The organism is Stenotrophomonas sp. TWI1149, assembly GCF_039673155.1.
GTDB classification, from domain to species: domain Bacteria; phylum Pseudomonadota; class Gammaproteobacteria; order Xanthomonadales; family Xanthomonadaceae; genus Stenotrophomonas; species Stenotrophomonas maltophilia_AA.
In genome coordinates, this window is record NZ_JBDJLB010000011.1 from 126,756 (window position 1) to 146,019 (window position 19,264).

Consider the following 19,264-nt stretch of genomic DNA (forward strand, 5'->3'; position numbering starts at 1 on the left):
CCCGGCAAGACGTTACAGAAACGGCGACCTTGCGGCCGCCGTCGTGATTACACCAGTGCGGCCCAGCGGGCGCGCAGCGCATCCAGCCGCAGGTCGGCCGCCGCGCCGGGCGACACGCGCGCGGCCAGGCTGCCTTCGGGGGTACGCCCCTGCCCGGCCGTATCCGCCGCGGCGGCCGCGGCCTTGTAGGCCTCGCGGAACGGCACGCCGGCCACCGCCGCTTCCACGGCGACATCGGTGGCGTACATGCCCGAGTCGATCGCCGCACGCAGCTTGTCGTCGCGCCATTCCAGGTTGGCCAGCAGCGCCGGCAGCAGTTCCAGCGCGGCCAGGCCACGGCCGAAGCCATGGAAGATCGCGCCCTTGCTGCTCTGCAGATCACGGTGGTAGCCCGACGGCAGCGACAGCAGCTGCTCGATCTCGGTCCGTGCCGCAGCCACGCTGGCGTGGGTAGCGCGCATCAGCTCGATCACATCCGGGTTGCGCTTGTTCGGCATGATCGAACTGCCGGTGGTGTACTGCGCCGGCAGCGCGACAAAGCCGAACTCGCCGCTGGTGAACAGCGACAGGTCCCAGGCGATGCGACGCAGATCCAGGGTGGCACCGCCAAGCGCTTCCAGCGCGGCCAGCTCGAACTTGCCGCGCGACAGCTGCGCGTAGATCGGCGAGATCTGCATCCGTGCGAAACCGAGCGCCTCGGTGGTGTGCGCGCGGTCGAGCGGCAGGTTCACGCCGTAGCCGGCGGCCGTGCCGAGCGGATTGGCGTCGACCAGGTTGAAGGTATCGTGCGCGCGGATCGCATTGTCGATGAAGGCCTCGGCCCAGCCGGCCCACCACATGCCCGCCGAGGACACCACGGCGCGCTGGATGTGGGTATAGCCCGGCACCGGCAGGTCCTTCTCGGCTTCGGCACGGTCGAGCGCGACCTTGGCGATCTCGCGGCTCAGCTCGGCCACGCGCAGCAGCTTGTCCTTCAGCCACAGCCGGGTCGCGACCAGGATCTGGTCGTTGCGGCTGCGGCCGGTGTGGATCTTGCGGCCTGCATCGCCGAGGCGCTCGGTCAGGCGCGCTTCGATCGCCGAGTGGCAATCCTCGAAGCGCTCATCCAGCACGAACGCGCCGCTGCGGAAATCCTCTGCAAGCACATCCAGCTCGCGCTGCAGGCCGACGCGCTCGTCATTGCCCAGGATGCCGATGTTTTCCAGGCCCTGCGCATGTGCCTTGCTGGCCGCCACGTCGTACAGGAAGAACTCGCGGTCCAGGATCACATCATCGCCGGCCAGGAAGGTCTGGATCTTGGCGTCTACCGCGACGCCGGGCTTCTGCCACAGAAGGTCTGCCATGTCTTGCTCCGTAGGCGGAGTCGCTCCGCCGGGTTGTCAGGGCGCGCGCAGGGGCCGCGCAGCGCCGTGGGAATTCAGTGCGGAATCGAGGCCAGTTCGTCCAGGCCCAGCGCCAGGTTGAGGTTCTGCATCGCCTGCGTCGCCGCGCCCTTGAGCAGGTTGTCCAGGGTCGCCACGACCACCACGCGCTTGCCGCCCGGGGCCACGTCGAAGCCGCCGATCTGCACGCCGTGCCGGCCGGCGATGCGGCTGACCCACGGTGCTTCGTCGAGCACTTCGATCAGGGCCTCGTTGGCGTAGTACTTCTGGTACAGCGCGACCACGTCTTCACGCTTGACCACCGTATTGAGCCAGAGGTTCACCGTCATGGTGATGCCGCGGAAGTGCGGCGCCACATGCGGCATGAACTCGACCGGCACGCGCAGGTGCGCAGTGACTTCGCGCTCGTGCACATGGTTGGTCAGCGCATACGGCATCAGGTTGTCGCGCAGCAGCTCGGGATTGTTCTTGTCCGAGGGCGTGGTGCCGGCACCGGAGTAACCGGAAACACCGAAGCACTGCGGCGGGCCGGCCAGCTGCTGCAGCAGCGGGCTGATCGCCAGCTGCATCGCGGTGGCGTAGCAGCCCGGATTGCTGACGTGCTTCTGGCCCAGGTAGTCGCCGCGGGTCAGTTCGGGCAGGCCGTAGTACCAGCTCGGCTCGAAACGGTGATCGGCCGACAGGTCGACGATCACCGTCTCCGGCTTCGCCGCGTCCAGCGCGGTGACGAACGGTGCGGACAGGCCGTTGGGCAGCGCCAGAATCACCGCGTCCATGCCCTTGGCCGCGACGGCGTCGGCATCCAGGTTTTCGAACTGCAGTTCACCCTGCCAGTCGCTGTGGTGGTCGCTCACGCGCTGGCCGGCCAGCTCGCGCGAGGAGACGAAACCCAGCTGCAGGCGGGGATGTGCGGCAATCAGCTTGATCAGTTCCGCGCCGGTGTGGCCGCGGGCGCCGACGATGCCGACGGTGAAGGTCGTGGTGCTCATGCGTGTGCGTCCAGGCGGTGCTGCAGGTGGCGTTTCACCCCCTGCCATTCCGCATTGATGATGGAGAAGATGACGGTGTCGCGCGGGGTGCCGTCCGGATGGCGCTTGTGGTTGCGCAGCACGCCGTCCTGCTTGGCGCCCAGGCGCGAGATCGCGGTGCGCGAGGTGAAGTTGAACCAGCTGGTCTCGAACACCACGCTCAGGCATTCCAGCCGCTCGAAGGCGTGGGTGAGCAGCATCAGCTTGGTTTCGGTGTTGATCCCGGTGCGCTGGGCGGCCTCGCCGTACCAGGTGTAGCCGATGCTCAGGCGCGGCACCTCGGCTTCCAGGCTGTAATAGCGCGTGGTCCCGACGACCTCATCGGCCTCGTTGAGGACCGCGAACGGCAGCACCTTGCCCTCGGCCTGCGCCTGCAGCGCGGCCTGGACGTAGGCGGTCATGGTCTTCGCGCTGGGCACCTGGGTGTACCAGAGCCTGGACAAGGTGCCATCCCCCAGTGCACCGCGCAGGCCATCGATATGCGCCATCTGCAGCGGCTCCAGCCGGGCATGTGTGCCGGCCAGTGTGGGGACCTTGGTCCAATCGGCAAGATTCATCGGGTTCAGCCCTCCAGGCTGGGGGTGCGTGCGGCGCAATGCTCGACGTACGCTTTGATGCGGTCGAAGCCGTCGGCGCCGAACCAGAACACCTTCCAGTGGCCCTGCTTGTAGCAGCCATCGGATTCGGCGTAGTAGAAGTGATTGATCGGGTTGCCGTTGCGCGAACGCCAGAACAGCTGCGGGGTTTCATCCAGCATCACGTTCCAGACGGCACGGCCCAGGCCTTCGCCCTGCGCATCGTCGAGCACGGCGAACTTGTCCAGGTATACGCCTTCGGCTTCGTCGGTGAGGATCACCGCAGTGCGGTAATTCTCGCTCACGTAGGCGCGCAGCAGCTTGGTTTTCTGGAAGTAGTCCGGCACCAGGGTACGGCCGAAGCTGGATTCGATCAGCTGCTTCAGGCGCGGCAGATCGAGTTCGTCCCACGCGGTGGCGCGCAGCACTTTCTCGCCCTTGCGCACCAGCGTGCCGGAGCCCTTGTGGGTGAACAGTTCCTTGGCCAGGTCAGCCGGCCGGGTGATCGACACCGAGGACTCCAGCGGCAGGCGATCCAGCAGGTCCTTGATCTGTTCGATCTTGACCCGCATGCCGCCGTGGATCCACGGCTGCTGCATCAGCTGGTCGTACTCGGTGGACAGGTTGATCGAGTCGATCACCTTGCCTTCTTCATCGAGCAGGCCGCCGGTGCCGGTCAGGAAGATGATCTTGTACGGCTGCAGTTCCTGCACCAGTTCGTTGGCGGCGAAATCGGCGTTGACGTTGAGGATCTGCCCGCAGCGGGTTTCGCCCAGGCTGGTGATCACCGGGATCGAGCCGGCGCGCAGGCTGGCTTCGATCGGGGCCAGGTTGACCTTCTTGACCTCACCGACCAGGCCGTAGGTGTCCTGGTCCAGGTACTCGGCTTCGAACACGCCGCCGGTGATCGAGGTCGCGCGCGCACCGTTCTGCTGCAGCGCTTCGACCAGTTGCAGGTTGGAGGCCTGGAACACCCGGCGCACGATCGCCAGGCCTTCGGCCGAGGTCACGCGCAGGCCGTTGACGGTCTGCTTCTCGATGCCGGCCGCCGACAGTTCGGCGTCCAGCTGCGGGCCGGCGCCATGCAGCACGATCGGGGTCAGGCCGACTTCCTGCAGGAACGACAGCGAGGAGGTCAGCGCATCGAGGTCATCGCGCAGCACCGCGCCGCCGACCTTGACCACGGCGAAGCGTTTGGCGTCCAGCTGCGAGAAACGCTTGAGGTACTGGCTGATCTCCTTCGCGCTGGCCATGCTCGAGAGCAGGCGCACGATGGTCTGGCGGGTCTGGCGGTGGGGCTGGGAAGAAGGCATTTCGATATCGTCGCAGGCGGCCGGGGCCGCGATGGGAGGTCCGTCAGTGGGGAGCCACGACGGCATCATTGGATCACGCGCCGCGGGCGATGATGCGGTGCACGGACGCGGTGTAACGCTGCAGCTGCTCCAGCGTCACGAACTCATCGGCGGTGTGGGCCTGGGCGATGTCGCCCGGACCATACACCAGGGTGGTGTAACCCCCGGCCGAGAACAGTGAGGCCTCGGTCCAGAAATCCACCGCGTTGCCGATCGGGATATCCAGGGCATCGGCCACGTCGCGCGCGAGCAGGCGGCGGTTCTCGGCCTCGGCGATGTCGCCGGCCGGGAAGCTCGGCCCGCGGAAGGTCTCGGTGAACACCGCGGCCTCCGGTTCGGCGAAGCTGGCAAACGTGGCCAGCAGCGCATCGATGTCCATCGACGGCAGCGGACGGAAGCCGAAACGCACTTCGGCAGCGGGCGCGATCATGTTCGCCTTGATCCCGCCTTCCACCCGGCCGATGTTGAAACGCAGGCCGGTCAGCCCGCCAAAGCGCGCATGGGCCAGGGTGTCCACATGATCCAGCGCGCGGTTGCCCCAGCGCATGGCCTGGTGCAACGCGCTGGCGGCCGCATCCTGCTTGCCCGAAGCATGCCCGGCGCGGCCCTTGAACTGCATCAGCACCGAGCTGATGCCACGGTGTGCGAGCACCGCTTCGCTCATCGTCGGCTCGGCCACCAGCACCGCTTCATACGGAATGCCACGGGCGAGGAAGGCTGCGATGCAACGCGGATCGTTGGCCTCCTCGTCGCTGGAGAACAGGAACGCGGCGTCGCCATCGCTGGCGTTCGCAGCCGCCACCAGGGCCGCCGCGGCGCCCTTGATGTCGCACACGCCCAGGCCGATCACGCGGTCGTCCGTGCGCCGCATCAGGTGCGGATCGGCCGTCCAATGCGGCGAGTCCGGCACGGTATCCAGGTGCACGTTGAACAGGTACTTCGGGGTGCCACGCACCGCATACAGGCTGACTGCACCGTCGCCATGATCGATCACCTCCACGTTGAACCCGGGCAGGTTCGCGCGCAGGTAATCGAAGATGCCGCCGGTGCTGATCGCACGCGGCGGATTGCGCGTGTCGAAGGACACGAGCTGCTGCAGGTGATCGAGTGTCTGTTCCAACATGTTTCTGGATATCCGTAGGGTTCGAAATCGGTAGTGCCGGCCGCTGGCCGGCTCTGCAATGATCCAGCCGTGCCACGAGCCGGCCAGCGGCCGGCACTACCCTCCATCGACCTTGCGAGGAGCCGGCCAGCGGCCGGCACTACCCTCCATCGGCCTTGCGAGGCGCCGGCCAGCGGCCGGCACCCCGGTGAATCGCCTTAGCGGTTTACCTGCGCGTACAGCGTGGAGCTCATGCCGAACAGCTTGATGAAGCCCTCGGCCTCTTCCACGCCCCAATCGGCCGACTGTGCATACGTAGCGCCCTTGGTGTTGAGCAGGTGCGGCGACTTCACTGCCACCGCATCGACACGGCCACCGCGGGTCTCCAGCACCACTTCACCGTTGACCTTGGTCTGCGAGGACTTCAGGAAAGCCTCGATGTCGGTCTTCAGCGGGTCGTGGTAGAAGCCTTCGTACACCAGCTCCACCCACTTGCGCGCCACGTCCGGCTTGAAGCGGTTCTGCTGCTTGGTCAGCACCGCATCTTCCAGCGCGCGGTGCGCGGCCAGCAGCGAGACCAGGCCCGGCGCTTCGAACACGATGCGGCCCTTCAGGCCGATCACGGTGTCACCGGTGTAGACGCCACGGCCAACGCCGTACGCGGCGAACAGCTTGTTGAGCTTGGCCAGGATCTGCTCACCCGGCAGCGCCTTTCCGTCCAGTTCGACGGCTTCGCCTTCGACGAACTTCAGGGTCACGGTCAGCGGCTCGACCGGCCATTCGCTGCGCGGGGCGCACCAGCCGCGGGCACCCTCGCCCGGCGCTTCCCAACGGTCGATCTCGCCGCCGGACATGGTCAGGCCGAGCAGGTTCTCGTTGATGGTGTAGGCCTGCTGCTTGGCGCGCACGCCGAAGCCGCGCTCTTCCAGGTACTTCTGCTCGTAGGCGCGGGTCTGGGTGTGTTCCTTCTGGATTTCGCGGATCGGCGCGACGATCTGGTAATCGCCCAGTGCCTTCACGGCCAGATCGAAACGGACCTGGTCGTTGCCCATGCCGGTGCAGCCGTGGGCGATGATGTTGGTGCCCAGTTCGGCGGCGCGCTTGAGCGCGGCATCCACGATCAGGTAACGGTCGGACACCAGCAGCGGGTACTGGCCCTGGTAGCCTTCGCCGGCCCACACGAACGGCTTGACGAAGCCACTCCAGATCGCCGGGCCACCATCGACGGTGACGTGGCTGGTGACGCCGAGCTCGGCGGCACGCTTCTCGATGAAATCGCGCTCTTCGTCATCCACGCCGCCGGTATCGGCGAACACGGTGTGCACGTTGTAACCGCGCTCCTGCAGGTAGGGCACGCAGAAGCTGGTGTCGAGTCCGCCGGAGAAGGCCAGGACGATGTCTTTCTTGCTCATGGGGGTCAGGTCCAAGTGGAATGCAATGTGGAATGCGTTTTTCGGGGCGGTAGAGCCATGCCATGCGTGGCTGCTCCCGGGTGGGCACCGCGAAGCCACGCATGGCGTGGCGCTACGGCCGCCGTGCTGCTTATCGTCCTGCCAGCGCCGACATGATCGCCTTCTGCACATGCAGGCGGTTTTCGGCTTCGTTGATCGCGATGCACTGCGCCGAATCCATCACGCCGTCGGTCGCCTTCACGTTGCGGCGCAGCGGCAGGCAGTGGCTGAAGACGCCGTTGTTGGTCATCGCCATCTTGGCCTCGTCGACGATGAAGTGCTTGTACTGGTCGCGGATCGGCTTTTCCGGTTCCCAGTTGCCGAAGAACGGCAGCGCGCCCCAGCTCTTGGCGTACACCACGTCCGCGCCGGCGTAGGCGCTGGCAATGTCATGGCTGACCTGCAGCGAACCGCCGCTCTCGGCGACGTTCTGCTCGGCCCAACCCATGTAGCGCTCGTCCAGGATGTAATCCGGGGTCGGGCACAGCAGGGTCACGTCCATGCCCATGCGGGTGGCGATGGTCAGCGCCGAGTTGGCCACGGCGGTGTTGAGCGGCTTGGGGTGGTAGGTCCAGGTCAGCACATACTTCTTGCCGCGCAGGTCCTGGGTACCGAAGTGTTCCTGCAGCGCCATCACGTGGGCCAGTTCCTGGCACGGGTGGGTGATGGTTTCCATGTTGATCACCGGCACCGGCGAGTACTTGGCGAAGCTCTTGAGCACTTCGTCCTCGCGGTCCTTGGTCCAGTCGATGAATTTCGGGAAGGCGCGCACGCCGATCAGGTCGACGTAACGACCCAGCACGCGGGCCACTTCGGCGATGTGCTCTTCGGTGTCCCCGTCCATCACCGAGCCCAGGTTGAATTCGATCGGCCAGGCGTCTTTGCCCGGCTGCAGCACGATCGCATGGCCGCCCAGCTGGAACGCGCCCAGCTCGAAGCTGGTGCGGGTCCGCATGGAGGGATTGAAGAACACCAGGGCAATCGACTTGCCCTTGAGCTCGTCGCCCAGCTTGTTGCGCTTGAACAGCGCGGCCTGGGTCAGCAGGGCATCCAGGTCGGTGCGGCTCCAGTCCTGGGTGTTCAGGAAGTGCTTCAGGGACATCGATCGATCCTTTGCGGCTGGTTTTCCACCGTTTCCGGCGGAGGTTGGGGGCGCCGGGGCGCGTTCAGGGCTCAACAAAACGTATACAGATGAAACTTTTCAGATCGCAGAAACGAAAAAACCCAGCGCGGGGGCTGGGTTTTCCGAACAGACAGCACGAAGCTCCGGTTACCCAGCGAAAATGTGGGGTTCCGGTCGGCGGGCACGCGACGTCATGCCCGTAGCCATACGGGCGGCGCTGGTGTCGTGCTGGAAGTCGGTGAGTTTCATGGCCGCCCATCTTTGCATGCACCCGGAGTGCGTGCAAGGCCTGAATGACAATTCAGGTTGAAGGCATCCACGCCCGGGGCGATGCCGGGGGTCACGGGTTGGCGCCGCCGGCCTGCTCGTTGCCGACCCAGGGGGTGATCGAGACCCGGATCTTGAGCCGGTTGCCCGGATCTTCGGGCAGGCGGGAGCGGTACTTGGTGCCCTTGTAGACGTAGTCCACGTCGTAAGCGATCGGCCGGCGGAACTCGCGACCGACCGGGATGATCTTGCAGTCACGGGTCAGCAGCGGCCCGGTATTGGCCGGCGCGGTCTCGACGACCACGGTCTCGGAATAGCCGTTCTCGTCCGTGCTGCCGTCTTCGCGGCGGAAGATCGAGCGCACCGAGTCCATGAAGCGGCCGAACCGGCCCTTGTCTTCCTGCGGCTCCTCACCGGTGACGTTGACCGGGGCCAGCGTGCGGGTCGAGATCGGCTCGCAGTGCTCCTCGGTACGGGTGGCGCGCAGGGTCTGGAACACCGGCTCGACGTTGAGCACCTGGGCGTAGTCGAACTTGACGTTCTCCACGATCACCACCCGGTTGCGCACCTCACCGTCCTGGGCGCACGCCCCGAAGGCGGCACTTCCGAGCAGGCAGACCAGCGTCAACAACGAAGCGGATTTCATTGGCAACAAGGAAAAGGACAAGGGGGATAGTTTAGGCAGTGCCAGGCACAAGGGGCTGAACATTACCCTTCCGTGGCGTTTATGCCCATAGGCCGGACCCACGCGCGGCCCCGGAACCCGCCCCCACGGGCCGGATCGGCTGAAGCCTTCAGCGATCCCGCCGGCCGGCCCCGCCGCCCACCTGCCCTGCCCCGCATCCCCCCAAAGCCCCCGACACGTTCTAAAATCGACCGCTTACCCCCGCTCCCGACCCTCATGACCCTGCGCCTGCACAACAACCTGACACGCCAGCTCGAACCGTTCACCCCGCTCGATCCGACCTGTCCGACCCTGTATGTGTGTGGCCCCACGGTCTACAACTACGTCCACATCGGCAATGCCCGTGGCCCGGTGGTGTTCGGGGTGCTGGCCGATCTGCTGCGGCGCCGCTTCGGTGGCCTGCGCTATGCCCGCAACATCACCGACGTGGATGACAAGATCAACACGGCCGCGCGCGAGCAGAACGTACCGATCAGCACGATCACCGACCGCTTCGCCGCCGCCTACCGCGAGGACATGGCGGCGCTGGGCGTGGTCCCGCCGGACATCGAGCCGGAAGCCACCGCGCACATCCCGCAGATCGTCACGATGATCGAGCAGCTGATCGCCAACGGGCACGCCTACGCGGCCGAGGGCCATGTGCTGTTCGCGGTCGGCTCCTACGCCGACTACGGCAAGCTCTCGCGCCGCGACCCGGACGAGATGCTGGCCGGTGCCCGCGTGGACGTGGCCCCGTACAAGCGCGACCCGGGTGACTTCGTGCTGTGGAAGCCCTCCAGCGACGACCTGCCCGGCTGGGCATCGCCCTGGGGCCGCGGCCGCCCGGGCTGGCACATCGAGTGCTCGGCAATGGCCGCCGCCCACCTGGGCCCGACCATCGACATCCATGCCGGCGGCGTGGACCTGCAGTTCCCGCACCACGAGAACGAGATCGCGCAGAGCGAGTGCGCGCACGGCGGGCAGACGTTCGCCCGGTTCTGGCTGCACAACGGCATGCTCAACTTCGGCGGCGCCAAGATGAGCAAGTCGATCGGCAACATCGAGCGGGTGCACGACCTGGTCCGCCAGCATGCCCCGGAGGCCCTGCGCTACGCGCTGCTGTCGGCCCACTACCGGCAGCCGCTGGACTGGTCCGATGCGCTGATCGAGCAGTCGGTGCGCACCCTGGACCGGCTGTACGGCACCCTGCGCGATCTGGTCGACGTGGACGCCACGGCGGTGATCCCGGCCGAGATCGAGGCCGCGCTGGATGACGACCTCAACACGCCGCAGGCGCTGGCCGAACTGGCCCGCATCGCCGGCGAGGCGCGCAAGGCCGCCGACGCGGACAAGGCGCACTGGAAGTCCACCCTGCTCGGCGCCGGCCTGGCACTGGGCCTGCTGCAGCAGGATCCGGGCGCGTGGTTCGGCACGGCGGTCGGCCACGATGACGATGCCGCCATCCAGGCCTTGATCGACGCGCGGGCGGCCGCCAAGCAGGCCCGCGATTTCGCCCGCGCCGATGCGATCCGCGACCAGCTGGCCGCCGACGGCATCGTGCTGGAAGACACCGCCCAGGGCGTGCGCTGGTCGCGCAAGCGCTGAAAGACCGCCCGGCCGACCACCGGGCGCTGCCAGATACTGCCCGACCCATTGGGCGTTGCCACGACACAGACCCGGCCACGGATGGCCGGCGCCTCCTTCGAACCATCACGGCCAGACCACGGAAGGCGCATGACCGGCCTGGAGTACCCCCATGACCCCTGCATCCCCGTTCCCGCTCGAACCCACCCCGGCCGAGGCCCAGGCCGCCATCGCCGAGGAATTCGCCTTCTTCGGTGACTGGTCCGAGCGTTACCAGTACCTCATCGACCTCGGCCGCAAACTGCCCACCTTCCCGGAAGAGTGGAAGACCGAGGAGCATCGCCTGCTCGGCTGCCAGTCGATGGTCTGGATCGTGCCGGAGGGCAATGCCGAGGCGCTGCGCTTCCACGCCATCAGTGATTCGGCGATCGTCTCCGGGCTGATCTACCTGGCCCTGCGAGTCTACTCGGGCCGTTCGGCGGCCGAGATCCTGGCCACCGAGCCGAACTACATCCAGGACATCGGGCTGTCGCGCCACCTCTCGCCAACCCGCAGCAATGGCGTGGCGGCGATGCTGGCCTTCATCCGCGACACCGCCCAAGCACAGTCGTGACGGTCTCCGCCGATCCGCAGGAGCCCGACAGCGCCCTGCAGCTGCTGGCCCGCCCGGGCTTCTCGCTGGTGCTGGCGTACCGCATCTTCGCGATGCTCTCCTACCAGATCGTCGCGGTGACGGTCGGCTGGCACATCTACGAAGTCACCCGCAATCCGTTCTCGCTGGGCCTGGTCGGCCTGGCCGAGGTGCTGCCGTTCTTCTGCGTGGCCCCGTTTGCCGGCTACCTGGTCGACCACCTGCCGCGCCGCCGGCTGGGCATGGTCGCGTGCAGCGGGCTGGTGATGACGGCCCTGGTGCTGACCGCGGTCGCCCAGGGCTGGCTGCCCTTCCACGGGGTATGGCCGATCTATGCGGCGATCGCGCTGACCGGCATGGTCCGCGCGTTCCTGTCGCCGATCTACAACGCGCTGTTCGCGCGCGTGCTCGAGCGCACCCAGTACGCGCGCGGTGCGGGCCTGGGCGCGGTGGTGTTCCAGGCGGGCATGGTGCTCGGCCCGGCACTGGGTGGCGCACTGGTGGCCTGGGGCGGCAAGGGCGTGGCCTATGGCGTAGCGGTCGGCGTGTCGCTGATCGCGCTGGGCTGCCTGGCGGCGCTGCGGGTCTCCGAGCCGGTGCACACGGGCCCGGCGGCACCGATCTTCAAGAGCATCGCCGAGGGCGGTCGTTTCGTGCTGGGCAACAGGATCATGGTCGGGGCGATGGCGCTGGACATGTTCTCGGTCCTGCTCGGCGGCGTGGTGGCGATGTTGCCGGCGTTCCTGCACGAGATCCTGCACCACGGCCCGGAGGGGCTGGGGGTGCTGCGTGCGGCGCCGGCGCTGGGCTCGGTGTGCGTGGGGCTGTGGCTGGCGCGGCGGCCGCTGCAGCGCAATGCGGGGCGCGTGCTGTTGTTCGCGGTAGCGGGGTTCGGTCTGTGCGTGATCGGGTTCGGGCTGTCGTCGAATTTCTGGCTGTCGGCGGCGATCCTGCTGTTCTACGGTGCGTTCGATGGGGTGTCGGTGGTGGTGCGTTCGACGATCCTGCAGTTGGCGACGCCGGAGGAGATGCGCGGCCGGGTGTCGTCGATCAATGGTATTTTCATCAGTTCGTCGAATGAGTTGGGTGCGTTCTATGCGGGCACGATGGCGAAGCTGCTGGGGCTGGTCCCGGCGGTGGTGCTGGGTGGCTTTGCGGTGTTGAGCGTGGCGGGCATCACGGCCTGGAAGAATCCAACGCTGCGGCGGTTGAATCTGCGCGATCTGCATTGAGCTTTTGCCCGGCCGGCCGCTTGGGGCTCCCCAGCTGGACGCCGGGCTGGTTGGCTCGCGCTGCGCGGCTGGGGCTGCCGGGGCCGCGGGTTCGGCGCCTGCTTGTTCCTGGGGGTTGGGCGGCCGGGCAGCGCAGTGCAGGACCCGCCGTAAACCCATCCCTGGGGGCTCGTAGTGCGGCATCCATGCCGCACACGGTCCTTCACTGCGCTACCCGTCCACCCATGGACAGTAAGTTGTTTGCGCGGGATTAACGGCGAAGAGCGACCGCACCCGCCACGCCTGTAGATCCACGCCATGCGTGGATGCCGCGCAAAGCGCGGGACAAACATCCGGACCAGCACCCGGCATGTCCCGACGATCCAGCCGGCACTGGCAGCCGGCCGAAACAGCGTCAGAAGCGGGAGTCCAAGCTCTTCCATCCGCCCACCCATGAACCTGTCGGGAGGGGGGCGGGCAGCCCGGTCCTGGACCGTGTGCGGCATGGATGCCGCACTACGAGCCCCCATGGATGGGTTCACGGCGCGTCCCGGACCGGGCTGCCCGACCCACTCTAACGCCAGCCTCCAAGGCGCCAACGCCCTTCGCGACCAACTCGACCAACCCGACCAACACAACCAACACAACCCAAAAGCGAACAGCCAAAAAAAACCCGGCCGAAGCCGGGTTTTCCGTAGAACAGCAACACCAACAGCGCGATCAGTCGCCCTGCTGCTTCTGCAGATGCTCCCAACGCTCCTGCGCATCGATCGTGCGCTCAGCGGTCAGGCGGGCTTCCAGACGATCCAGGCCGATTTCTTCGCCCGTATCGACACAGAAACCGTAGTCGCCGTCTTCCAGACGCTTCAGCGTGCTGTTGATCTTGCCGATCAGCTTGCGGTAACGATCACGGGTACGCAGTTCCAGCGAGTTCTCGGTCTCGCGGGTGGCGCGCTCGGCCTCATCGCCGATGTCACGCACTTCTTCCTGCAGATTCGCGATGGTCTGCTTGGATTCTTCCACCAGATCATTGCGCCAGTGCTGCAGGCGCTGGCGGAAATACTCCAGCTGCAGCGGGCTCATGTATTCCTCTTCCGCGCTCGGCTTGTAACCGTCGGGCAGGATCGGACGACCGGTGGCTTCGTCAGTCTTGTATTCCACCACCTTCACCTTGGTGCGCGGGGCCGGGGCGGCCGAACGCGCTGCCACGGCAACGGCGACCTTGCCGACCGGACGGGACACGGGCTTGGGGGCGGACTCGGACTTGGCGGGGGTTTTTGCAGGCGATTTCGAAACGGGCACGGGATTCTTGTTTTGCGGGGCCTTGGAGGCGGGGGCGGCTGCAACCGGCGCCGGCGCGGAGGCCGGAGAGGTGACAGGTTTGGCCGCGCTCTTGGCCGGGACAGACTTGGCCGGCGCCGGCGATGCCGGCTTCGGTGCGGACTTCACTACGGGTGCTGCAACCGGCTTGGCAGCCGGCTTGGATGCCACGGGCTTGCTGGCGGTCTTGCTGGCCTTCACCGGCGTGGCCGGTGCCTGCTTGACCGCGGTCTTCTTCGCCGGGGCCGGCTTGGCCGCGGGTTTGGCGGCAGCAGGCGTCACGGTCTTCCTGGCCGCCGGCTTGCCGGCCGCGGTTTTCTTGACGGGCGCCTTGGTTACCGGCTTGCCTGCCGCGCGCTTGGCGGGCGTGGCAACCGGCTTGGCGACCGTCGACTTCTTGGCAACGACCTTCTTGGCGACGGTCTTCTTGGCCACCACCGTCTTGGCAGCAGGCTTCTTGGCGACAGCCTTCTTGACGGCCTTGGCGGGCGACTTGCTGGCCGCCTTTTTAACGGGTGCCGTCCTGGCCGCCGGTTGTTTGGATGCAGGCTTGCCAACCGGCTTGGCAGCCGGCTTCTTGGCAACGGTCTTGGCCGCCAACTTCTTTACAACAGGCTTGGCGGTTTTCTTGGCGGCCTTGACGGCCTTCTTTGCAGTTTTTTTAGCAGCCACGAAACGCTCTTCCTTGGATTCCCCGGGGCCCGGGAAAGCGGGCCTTTATAGCCTACCCGACCAGCAGCAGCAACCACACCGCCTACTCCGTTCAGCCCCGGAGTCGCAAGGCGTGCGACCGGTCCGCCTGGCAGGCGGGCCAACGTGCGCAGTTCGGTACCTGACCCGGCGACACCGCCGGGGCGGCCCGTCGCGCGCGTGGGTGCGGACGGGTCCAACGCCCCATCCTGCGACAAATGCGGCCTTCATGCCAACTGGAATAAGATTGGGGGGTGATCTCACGCCTGCTCATCGCCCTGCTGCGCTTCTACAAGCGCTTCATCAGCCCGTTGCTGGGGCCGCGTTGCCGCTTCATGCCCAGCTGTTCTGAATACGCCATGCAAGCCATCGCCACCCATGGCCCCGCGCGCGGCAGCTGGCTGGCCGCGCGCCGGCTGGGCCGCTGCCATCCCTTCCATCCCGGTGGTATCGACGAGGTGCCTCCGCGCGCCGCGCATGACGCCACCTGCCGCTGCACAGGAAAACACTGAATGTCCTCCACGCTCATCGTCAACGCCCGCCTCGTCAATGAAGGCACCATCACCCAGGGTGACCTGCGCATCGAAGACGGCCGTATCGCGCAGATCGGTCCTGGCCTGGAGGCACGCCCGGGCGAGACCGTCGTCGACGCCGCCGGCCGCTGGCTGCTGCCGGGCATGATCGACGACCAGGTCCACTTCCGTGAGCCCGGCCTGACCCACAAGGGTGACATCGCGACCGAATCGGCCGCGGCCGTCGCCGGGGGCCTGACCAGCTTCATGGACATGCCCAACACCAACCCGCCCACGCTCAACGCCGAGATCCTGCAGTCCAAGTACGACGCCGCCGCCGGCCGCGCGCGCGCCAACTACGGCTTCTACATGGGCGCCAGCAACGACAACCTGGCCCACATCCAGTCGCTGGATCCCAAGACCGCACCGGGCATCAAGGTGTTCATGGGCGCCTCCACCGGCAACATGCTGGTCGACAACCCCGAAACGCTGGACGCGATCTTCCGCGACGCGCCCACGCCGATCATCACGCACTGCGAAGACACCCCGATGATCGATGCCAAGGCCAAGGAGTACGCCGAGAAATACGGCGACGCCCTCAGTGCCGAACAGCACCCGGACATCCGCTCGCGCGAGGCCTGCCTGAAGTCTTCCCAGCTGGCCGTGTCGCTGGCGAAGAAGCACGGCACCCGCCTGCACGTGCTGCACATCTCCACCGCCGACGAGCTCGCCCTGTTCGAGCGTGGCCCGCTGATCCGCGCCGATGGCAGCCGCAAGCAGATCACCGCCGAAACCTGCATCCACTTCCTGCGTTTCGACCGCAGCGATTACGCGCGCCTGGGCAACCTGATCAAGTGCAACCCGGCGATCAAGGAAGCCAGCGACCGCGAGGCCCTCACCCGCGCCGTGGCAGATGACGTGATCGACGTGCTCGCCACGGATCACGCGCCGCACACCTGGGAAGAGAAGCAGAAGCCCTATGCGCAGGCGCCGTCCGGCCTGCCGCTGGTCCAGTACGCACTGGTCGCCGCGCTGGAGCTGGTGCACGAAGGCAAGCTGGCGATCACCCAGGTCGTGCAGAAGTTCGCGCATGCGCCGGCCCAGCTGTTCGACGTCAGCCAGCGCGGCTACCTGCGCGAGGGCTACTTCGCCGATCTGGTGCTGGTCGAGGATGTGCCCTTTACCGTCAAACGCGAAGACGTGCTGTCCAAGTGCGGCTGGTCGCCGTTCGAAGGCACCACGTTCCGCTCGCGCATCGCCTCGACCTGGGTCAACGGGCAGCTGGCCTGGGATGGCGAAAAGCTGGTGGGTTCGCCGAACGGCCAGCGCATGAGCTTCGACCGCTGATGCGGGCACGGCTGTTGAGTGCGGCCCTGGCGGCCGCAGGCGTCGCGGCGATGGGCAGCCTGCTGCCCTCGCCCGCCGTGGCCCAGGCCGAGGCGCGGGTGGTGTTTCCGGCCAGCGCCTCGCAGGGCGCGATGGTGATCGGCAACGTGCCCGCGGGCAGCGTCGTACAGTACGCCGGCCGCAGCCTGCGCGTAAGCGGGTACGGCAGCGTGGTATTCGGCATCGGCCGCGATGAAAAGGGGCCGCTGCAGGTCCAGGTAAAGCGCCCGGACGGCGGCAAGGAAACGGTCAGCATCGCCGTCACCCCGCGTGACTGGCCGACCGAGCGTGTCAACGGCGTACCACCGAAGACGGTCAACCCGCCGCCGGCGATTGCCGAGCGGATCAAGCGCGAGCAGGCCCAGGTCACCGCCGCACGTGCCCGCGATGACGACCGCGCCGACTTCGCGCAGGCCTTCATCTGGCCGGTGCAGGGCCGCATCAGCGGCCGCTTCGGCAATGCGCGCGTCTACAACGGGCAACCCGGTTCGGGCCACTCCGGCATGGACATCGCGGTCCCCACCGGCACGCCGGTCAAGGCACCGGCCGCCGGCGTGGTCACCTTCGCCGGCCCGGACCTGTACTTGACCGGCGGCACGCTGCTGCTGGATCACGGGTTCGGGATCAGTTCGAACTTCCTGCACCTGTCGCGCATCGACGTGAAGGTCGGCGACCGCGTGGAACAGGGCCAGGTGATCGCCGCGGTCGGGGCGACCGGTCGCGCGACGGGGCCGCACCTGCACTGGGGCATGAACTGGTTCGATACCCGTATCGACCCGCTGCTGGTGCTGGAACGCGGCAAGTAACGTAGTGCCGGCCGCTGGCCGGCATCCACGATCAGCCCCGCGCAGCCCACCAGGTCAGCCACAGCGTACGCATCGGCGTGGCCTGGTACTGGCGATCCTGCGCCCAGGTCTGCTGGCGGGCACGGGCCAACGCGGCATACAGCCGGCGGGGTCGCGGGCCGGCAACCCGCGCGGGCCACTTCGCCAGCAACTGCTGCGCCCACTTGCGCGGCGCGGCGGTGTCATCCTCGGCCAGCAGCGAACGCGGAATGGCAGCGACACCACTCTCGTGCAGGCGCTGGGCCAGGGTCTGCACCAGCACCGGGGTGGCGACATCGCCACGCGCCGGGCTGTCGAACATCACCGCTTCGACCGCAGCCACGGCGGCCGCATAGGCCTGCAACGCGCGCAGCGCCTGCGCCGGATCGACCGGTACCGCACGCGCGTCGATCAGATCCGGCAGGGTCTCGGCCAGCTGTGCCCACGGCGCACGCACCGGCTCGAGCACCCGGCCCAGCGGATGACGCGAACGCTGCGCCGCCCAGCTGCGCAGCTCTTCCCCCCACCACGCCAGTTTGGCGTCCGACGGCATCGGGTCGCCGGCGGTGTTGAGGATGTCGTCGAACTCCTGCAGCAGCGAGAACCACGCCACCACCAGGGTGCGCTGGTTCTCGGGAACGAAGCGTTCGGCCACCTGCCACTCGGGCCAGCGGGTCCGCCACTTGTCCAGGAAGCTGTCCAGGGCGCTGGAAGTACTCACGGTGTATTCCTTGAAAGGCTAGAGCGTGCGCGGAAGCGGCCACGCCTTGGCATGTTGCAGGTGTTCGGGCAGGGCGACGAGGGTGTCGGCACCCCAGGCCATCGGATCGTCGGCATCGAGCCGATAGCCCCACAGGGCGGCGACGGAGGCCATGCCGGCGGCGTTGGCGGCGACGATGTCGCGCTCGTCATCGCCGACGTAAACGCAGGTGCCCGGTACGATCCCCATGCGCTCGGCCGCGGCCAGCAGCGGCAATGGATGCGGCTTGCGCTGGGCCAGGGTGTCGCCACCGATCAGCACCTTGCAGCGCTGTTCCCAGCCCAGCTGCGGCACGATCAGCCGGGCCAGGTATTCGGGCTTGTTGGTCACGATGCCCCAGGCACAGCCGGCGGCATCGAGTGCGTCGAGCATGCCGGCGATGCCATCGAACAGCACCGCGTGCTGGCCGATCAGAGCCTCGTAGCGTTCCAGGAACTCCGGCACCAGCCCATCTCGCTCGACCTGCCCCAGTTCGGGAAAGGCCACCGAAATCATCGCGCGCGAGCCCTTGGAGACCACCGGGCGCAGCGCGCCCAGGGTGATCGGTGCACGTTCGCGGGCGGCCAGCATCGCGTTGGCGGTGGCCAGCATGTCCGGCGCGCTGTCCAGCAGGGTGCCGTCCAGATCGAACAGCACCGCCGGCGGGAAACCGAACTCAGACACGGGCGGCGGCGTCCGGCTTGACTGCATGGGCCAGGTAATTGATGTCGGTGCGCGTGCTCAGGCGGGCGCGGTTGCGCCACGGCTCATAGGCCATGCCGCTGACATCGCGCAGGTTGAAATCCGCTTCGCGCAGCCACTTGCCCAGCTCGGCCGGCTTGATGAAATCCTGGTAGTGATGCGTGCCCTTGGGCAGCAGCCGCGCCACGTACTCGGCACCGACGATCGCCACGGCGAACGCGGCCGGGGTGCGGTTCACGGTGGACAGGAACAGCTGGCCGCCCGGCTTCAGCAGGCGGTGGCAGGCGGCGATGATCGCGCCCGGGTCCGGCACGTGCTCGAGCATTTCCATGCAGGTGACCACGTCGAAGCTGCCCGGCTGCTCGGCGGCCAGGTCTTCAGCGGCCTGCACGCGGTAATCGACGCTGACGCCGGACTCCAGCCCGTGCAGGCGCGCGACCTTGACCAGCTCCGGGGCCAGGTCGATCGCGGTGACGTCCGCACCTTCCTTCGCCAGCGCCTCGCTGAGCAGGCCGCCGCCGCAGCCGATGTCGAGCACGCGAGCGCCCCGCAGGGTGACGCGCTGGGCGACGTACTTCAGGCGTACCGGGTTCAGCGCATGCAGCGGCTTCTGCGGGCCGTCGACGTCCCACCAGCGGTTGGCGAGCGCGGCGAACTTGTCCAGTTCGGCCTGATCGAAATTGGTGGAAGCAGGAGGGGTGTTCATGGGGATCCTTGGTGC

18 protein-coding genes are annotated in these 19,264 nt (G+C 67.4%); 6 read left to right on the forward strand and 12 right to left on the reverse strand.

Going from position 1 to position 19,264, the window contains the following annotated elements; translation table 11 throughout:
• Window positions 1-47: 47 nt before the first annotated feature.
• The 8 genes from argH to ABE424_RS13940 all read right to left on the reverse strand — a co-directional run bounded on the left by argH (window position 48) and on the right by ABE424_RS13940 (window position 8,926).
• Window positions 48-1,343: an argininosuccinate lyase gene (gene argH / locus ABE424_RS13905; RefSeq protein ID WP_179458471.1), complete on the reverse strand. Its 1,296-nt coding sequence runs from the start codon at window positions 1,341-1,343 to the stop codon at window positions 48-50.
• Between the two features lie 74 nt (window positions 1,344-1,417).
• Window positions 1,418-2,371 (reverse strand): N-acetyl-gamma-glutamyl-phosphate reductase, encoded by a 954-nt coding sequence (gene argC, locus ABE424_RS13910; RefSeq protein WP_346492310.1) that lies wholly within the window; start codon window positions 2,369-2,371, stop codon window positions 1,418-1,420.
• Window positions 2,368-2,967 (reverse strand): GNAT family protein, encoded by a 600-nt coding sequence (locus tag ABE424_RS13915; protein ID WP_346492309.1) that lies wholly within the window; start codon window positions 2,965-2,967, stop codon window positions 2,368-2,370. Before ABE424_RS13915 ends, argC begins: the two co-directional genes overlap by 4 nt.
• 5 nt (window positions 2,968-2,972) lie before the next feature.
• Window positions 2,973-4,298, reverse strand: a complete 1,326-nt coding sequence (locus ABE424_RS13920; protein WP_176989413.1) for an acetylglutamate kinase — start codon at window positions 4,296-4,298, stop codon at window positions 2,973-2,975.
• Window positions 4,299-4,371: 73 nt separating this feature from the next.
• A complete protein-coding gene (locus ABE424_RS13925; protein WP_346492362.1) occupies window positions 4,372-5,460 on the reverse strand; it encodes an acetylornithine deacetylase in 1,089 nt (362 codons plus the stop codon).
• 197 nt (window positions 5,461-5,657) lie between these two features.
• On the reverse strand, window positions 5,658-6,851 hold the full coding sequence (locus ABE424_RS13930) for an argininosuccinate synthase (protein ID WP_176989411.1): 1,194 nt from the start codon (window positions 6,849-6,851) through the stop codon (window positions 5,658-5,660).
• A 130-nt stretch (window positions 6,852-6,981) separates the two neighbouring features.
• Window positions 6,982-7,992: an N-acetylornithine carbamoyltransferase gene (locus ABE424_RS13935; RefSeq protein WP_176989410.1), complete on the reverse strand. Its 1,011-nt coding sequence runs from the start codon at window positions 7,990-7,992 to the stop codon at window positions 6,982-6,984.
• Window positions 7,993-8,353: 361 nt separating this feature from the next.
• On the reverse strand, window positions 8,354-8,926 hold the full coding sequence (locus tag ABE424_RS13940) for a hypothetical protein (RefSeq protein ID WP_176989409.1): 573 nt from the start codon (window positions 8,924-8,926) through the stop codon (window positions 8,354-8,356).
• Window positions 8,927-9,181: 255 nt separating this feature from the next.
• Here ABE424_RS13940 and cysS point away from each other — a divergent pair, with 255 nt between their 5' ends.
• The 3 genes from cysS (at window position 9,182) to ABE424_RS13955 (ending at window position 12,391) form a co-directional block, all read left to right on the forward strand.
• Window positions 9,182-10,549, forward strand: coding sequence for a cysteine--tRNA ligase (cysS, locus tag ABE424_RS13945; RefSeq protein ID WP_346478165.1), 1,368 nt, complete (start codon window positions 9,182-9,184; stop codon window positions 10,547-10,549).
• A gap of 151 nt (window positions 10,550-10,700) precedes the next feature.
• The gene (locus tag ABE424_RS13950) at window positions 10,701-11,141 is read left to right on the forward strand and encodes a SufE family protein (protein WP_346492663.1); all 441 of its coding nucleotides are present in this window, start codon (window positions 10,701-10,703) and stop codon (window positions 11,139-11,141) included.
• Entirely contained in the window at window positions 11,138-12,391 is a 1,254-nt protein-coding gene (locus ABE424_RS13955) for an MFS transporter (RefSeq protein ID WP_176989406.1), read from the forward strand. The genes ABE424_RS13950 and ABE424_RS13955 overlap by 4 nt, the downstream gene beginning before the upstream one ends.
• A 699-nt stretch (window positions 12,392-13,090) precedes the next feature.
• On the opposite strand, the gene dksA is transcribed toward ABE424_RS13955, so the two are convergent.
• Window positions 13,091-14,362: an RNA polymerase-binding protein DksA gene (gene dksA, locus ABE424_RS13960; RefSeq protein ID WP_179458460.1), complete on the reverse strand. Its 1,272-nt coding sequence runs from the start codon at window positions 14,360-14,362 to the stop codon at window positions 13,091-13,093.
• A gap of 272 nt (window positions 14,363-14,634) precedes the next feature.
• On the opposite strand from dksA, the gene yidD reads away from it, so the two are divergent.
• From yidD to ABE424_RS13975, 3 genes are read left to right on the forward strand one after another with little or no spacing between them, the layout of a single operon-like run.
• Window positions 14,635-14,892 carry a membrane protein insertion efficiency factor YidD gene (gene yidD, locus ABE424_RS13965; protein ID WP_121038212.1) on the forward strand — a complete coding sequence of 86 codons (258 nt, stop codon included), beginning with the start codon at window positions 14,635-14,637 and terminating at the stop codon, window positions 14,890-14,892.
• Complete coding sequence (locus ABE424_RS13970; protein ID WP_346492662.1) at window positions 14,893-16,239, forward strand: dihydroorotase; 1,347 nt, start codon at window positions 14,893-14,895, stop codon at window positions 16,237-16,239.
• The gene (locus ABE424_RS13975; protein ID WP_346492661.1) at window positions 16,239-17,084 is read left to right on the forward strand and encodes a M23 family metallopeptidase; all 846 of its coding nucleotides are present in this window, start codon (window positions 16,239-16,241) and stop codon (window positions 17,082-17,084) included. The genes ABE424_RS13970 and ABE424_RS13975 overlap by 1 nt, the downstream gene beginning before the upstream one ends.
• Window positions 17,085-17,115: 31 nt before the next feature.
• On the opposite strand, the gene ABE424_RS13980 is transcribed toward ABE424_RS13975, so the two are convergent.
• The 3 genes from ABE424_RS13980 to ubiG are packed head-to-tail and all read right to left on the reverse strand — an operon-like array spanning window position 17,116 to window position 19,249.
• Window positions 17,116-17,823 (reverse strand): squalene/phytoene synthase family protein, encoded by a 708-nt coding sequence (locus tag ABE424_RS13980; RefSeq protein WP_346489879.1) that lies wholly within the window; start codon window positions 17,821-17,823, stop codon window positions 17,116-17,118.
• An 18-nt stretch (window positions 17,824-17,841) separates the two neighbouring features.
• Window positions 17,842-18,525 (reverse strand): phosphoglycolate phosphatase, encoded by a 684-nt coding sequence (locus ABE424_RS13985; RefSeq protein ID WP_346492660.1) that lies wholly within the window; start codon window positions 18,523-18,525, stop codon window positions 17,842-17,844.
• Window positions 18,518-19,249 (reverse strand): bifunctional 2-polyprenyl-6-hydroxyphenol methylase/3-demethylubiquinol 3-O-methyltransferase UbiG, encoded by a 732-nt coding sequence (gene ubiG / locus ABE424_RS13990; RefSeq protein WP_346492659.1) that lies wholly within the window; start codon window positions 19,247-19,249, stop codon window positions 18,518-18,520. The genes ABE424_RS13985 and ubiG overlap by 8 nt, the downstream gene beginning before the upstream one ends.
• Window positions 19,250-19,264 lie beyond the last annotated feature (15 nt).

Coding starts and splice junctions, on each gene's coding strand:
- argH (WP_179458471.1), bottom strand. CDS start 1,343: ATGGCAGACCTTCTGTGGCAGAAGCCCGGCGTCGCGGTAGACGCCAAG.
- argC (WP_346492310.1), bottom strand. CDS start 2,371: ATGAGCACCACGACCTTCACCGTCGGCATCGTCGGCGCCCGCGGCCAC.
- ABE424_RS13915 (WP_346492309.1), bottom strand. CDS start 2,967: ATGAATCTTGCCGATTGGACCAAGGTCCCCACACTGGCCGGCACACAT.
- ABE424_RS13920 (WP_176989413.1), bottom strand. CDS start 4,298: ATGCCTTCTTCCCAGCCCCACCGCCAGACCCGCCAGACCATCGTGCGC.
- ABE424_RS13925 (WP_346492362.1), bottom strand. CDS start 5,460: ATGTTGGAACAGACACTCGATCACCTGCAGCAGCTCGTGTCCTTCGAC.
- ABE424_RS13930 (WP_176989411.1), bottom strand. CDS start 6,851: ATGAGCAAGAAAGACATCGTCCTGGCCTTCTCCGGCGGACTCGACACC.
- ABE424_RS13935 (WP_176989410.1), bottom strand. CDS start 7,992: ATGTCCCTGAAGCACTTCCTGAACACCCAGGACTGGAGCCGCACCGAC.
- ABE424_RS13940 (WP_176989409.1), bottom strand. CDS start 8,926: ATGAAATCCGCTTCGTTGTTGACGCTGGTCTGCCTGCTCGGAAGTGCC.
- cysS (WP_346478165.1), top strand. CDS start 9,182: ATGACCCTGCGCCTGCACAACAACCTGACACGCCAGCTCGAACCGTTC.
- ABE424_RS13950 (WP_346492663.1), top strand. CDS start 10,701: ATGACCCCTGCATCCCCGTTCCCGCTCGAACCCACCCCGGCCGAGGCC.
- ABE424_RS13970 (WP_346492662.1), top strand. CDS start 14,893: ATGTCCTCCACGCTCATCGTCAACGCCCGCCTCGTCAATGAAGGCACC.
- ABE424_RS13975 (WP_346492661.1), top strand. CDS start 16,239: ATGCGGGCACGGCTGTTGAGTGCGGCCCTGGCGGCCGCAGGCGTCGCG.
- ubiG (WP_346492659.1), bottom strand. CDS start 19,249: ATGAACACCCCTCCTGCTTCCACCAATTTCGATCAGGCCGAACTGGAC.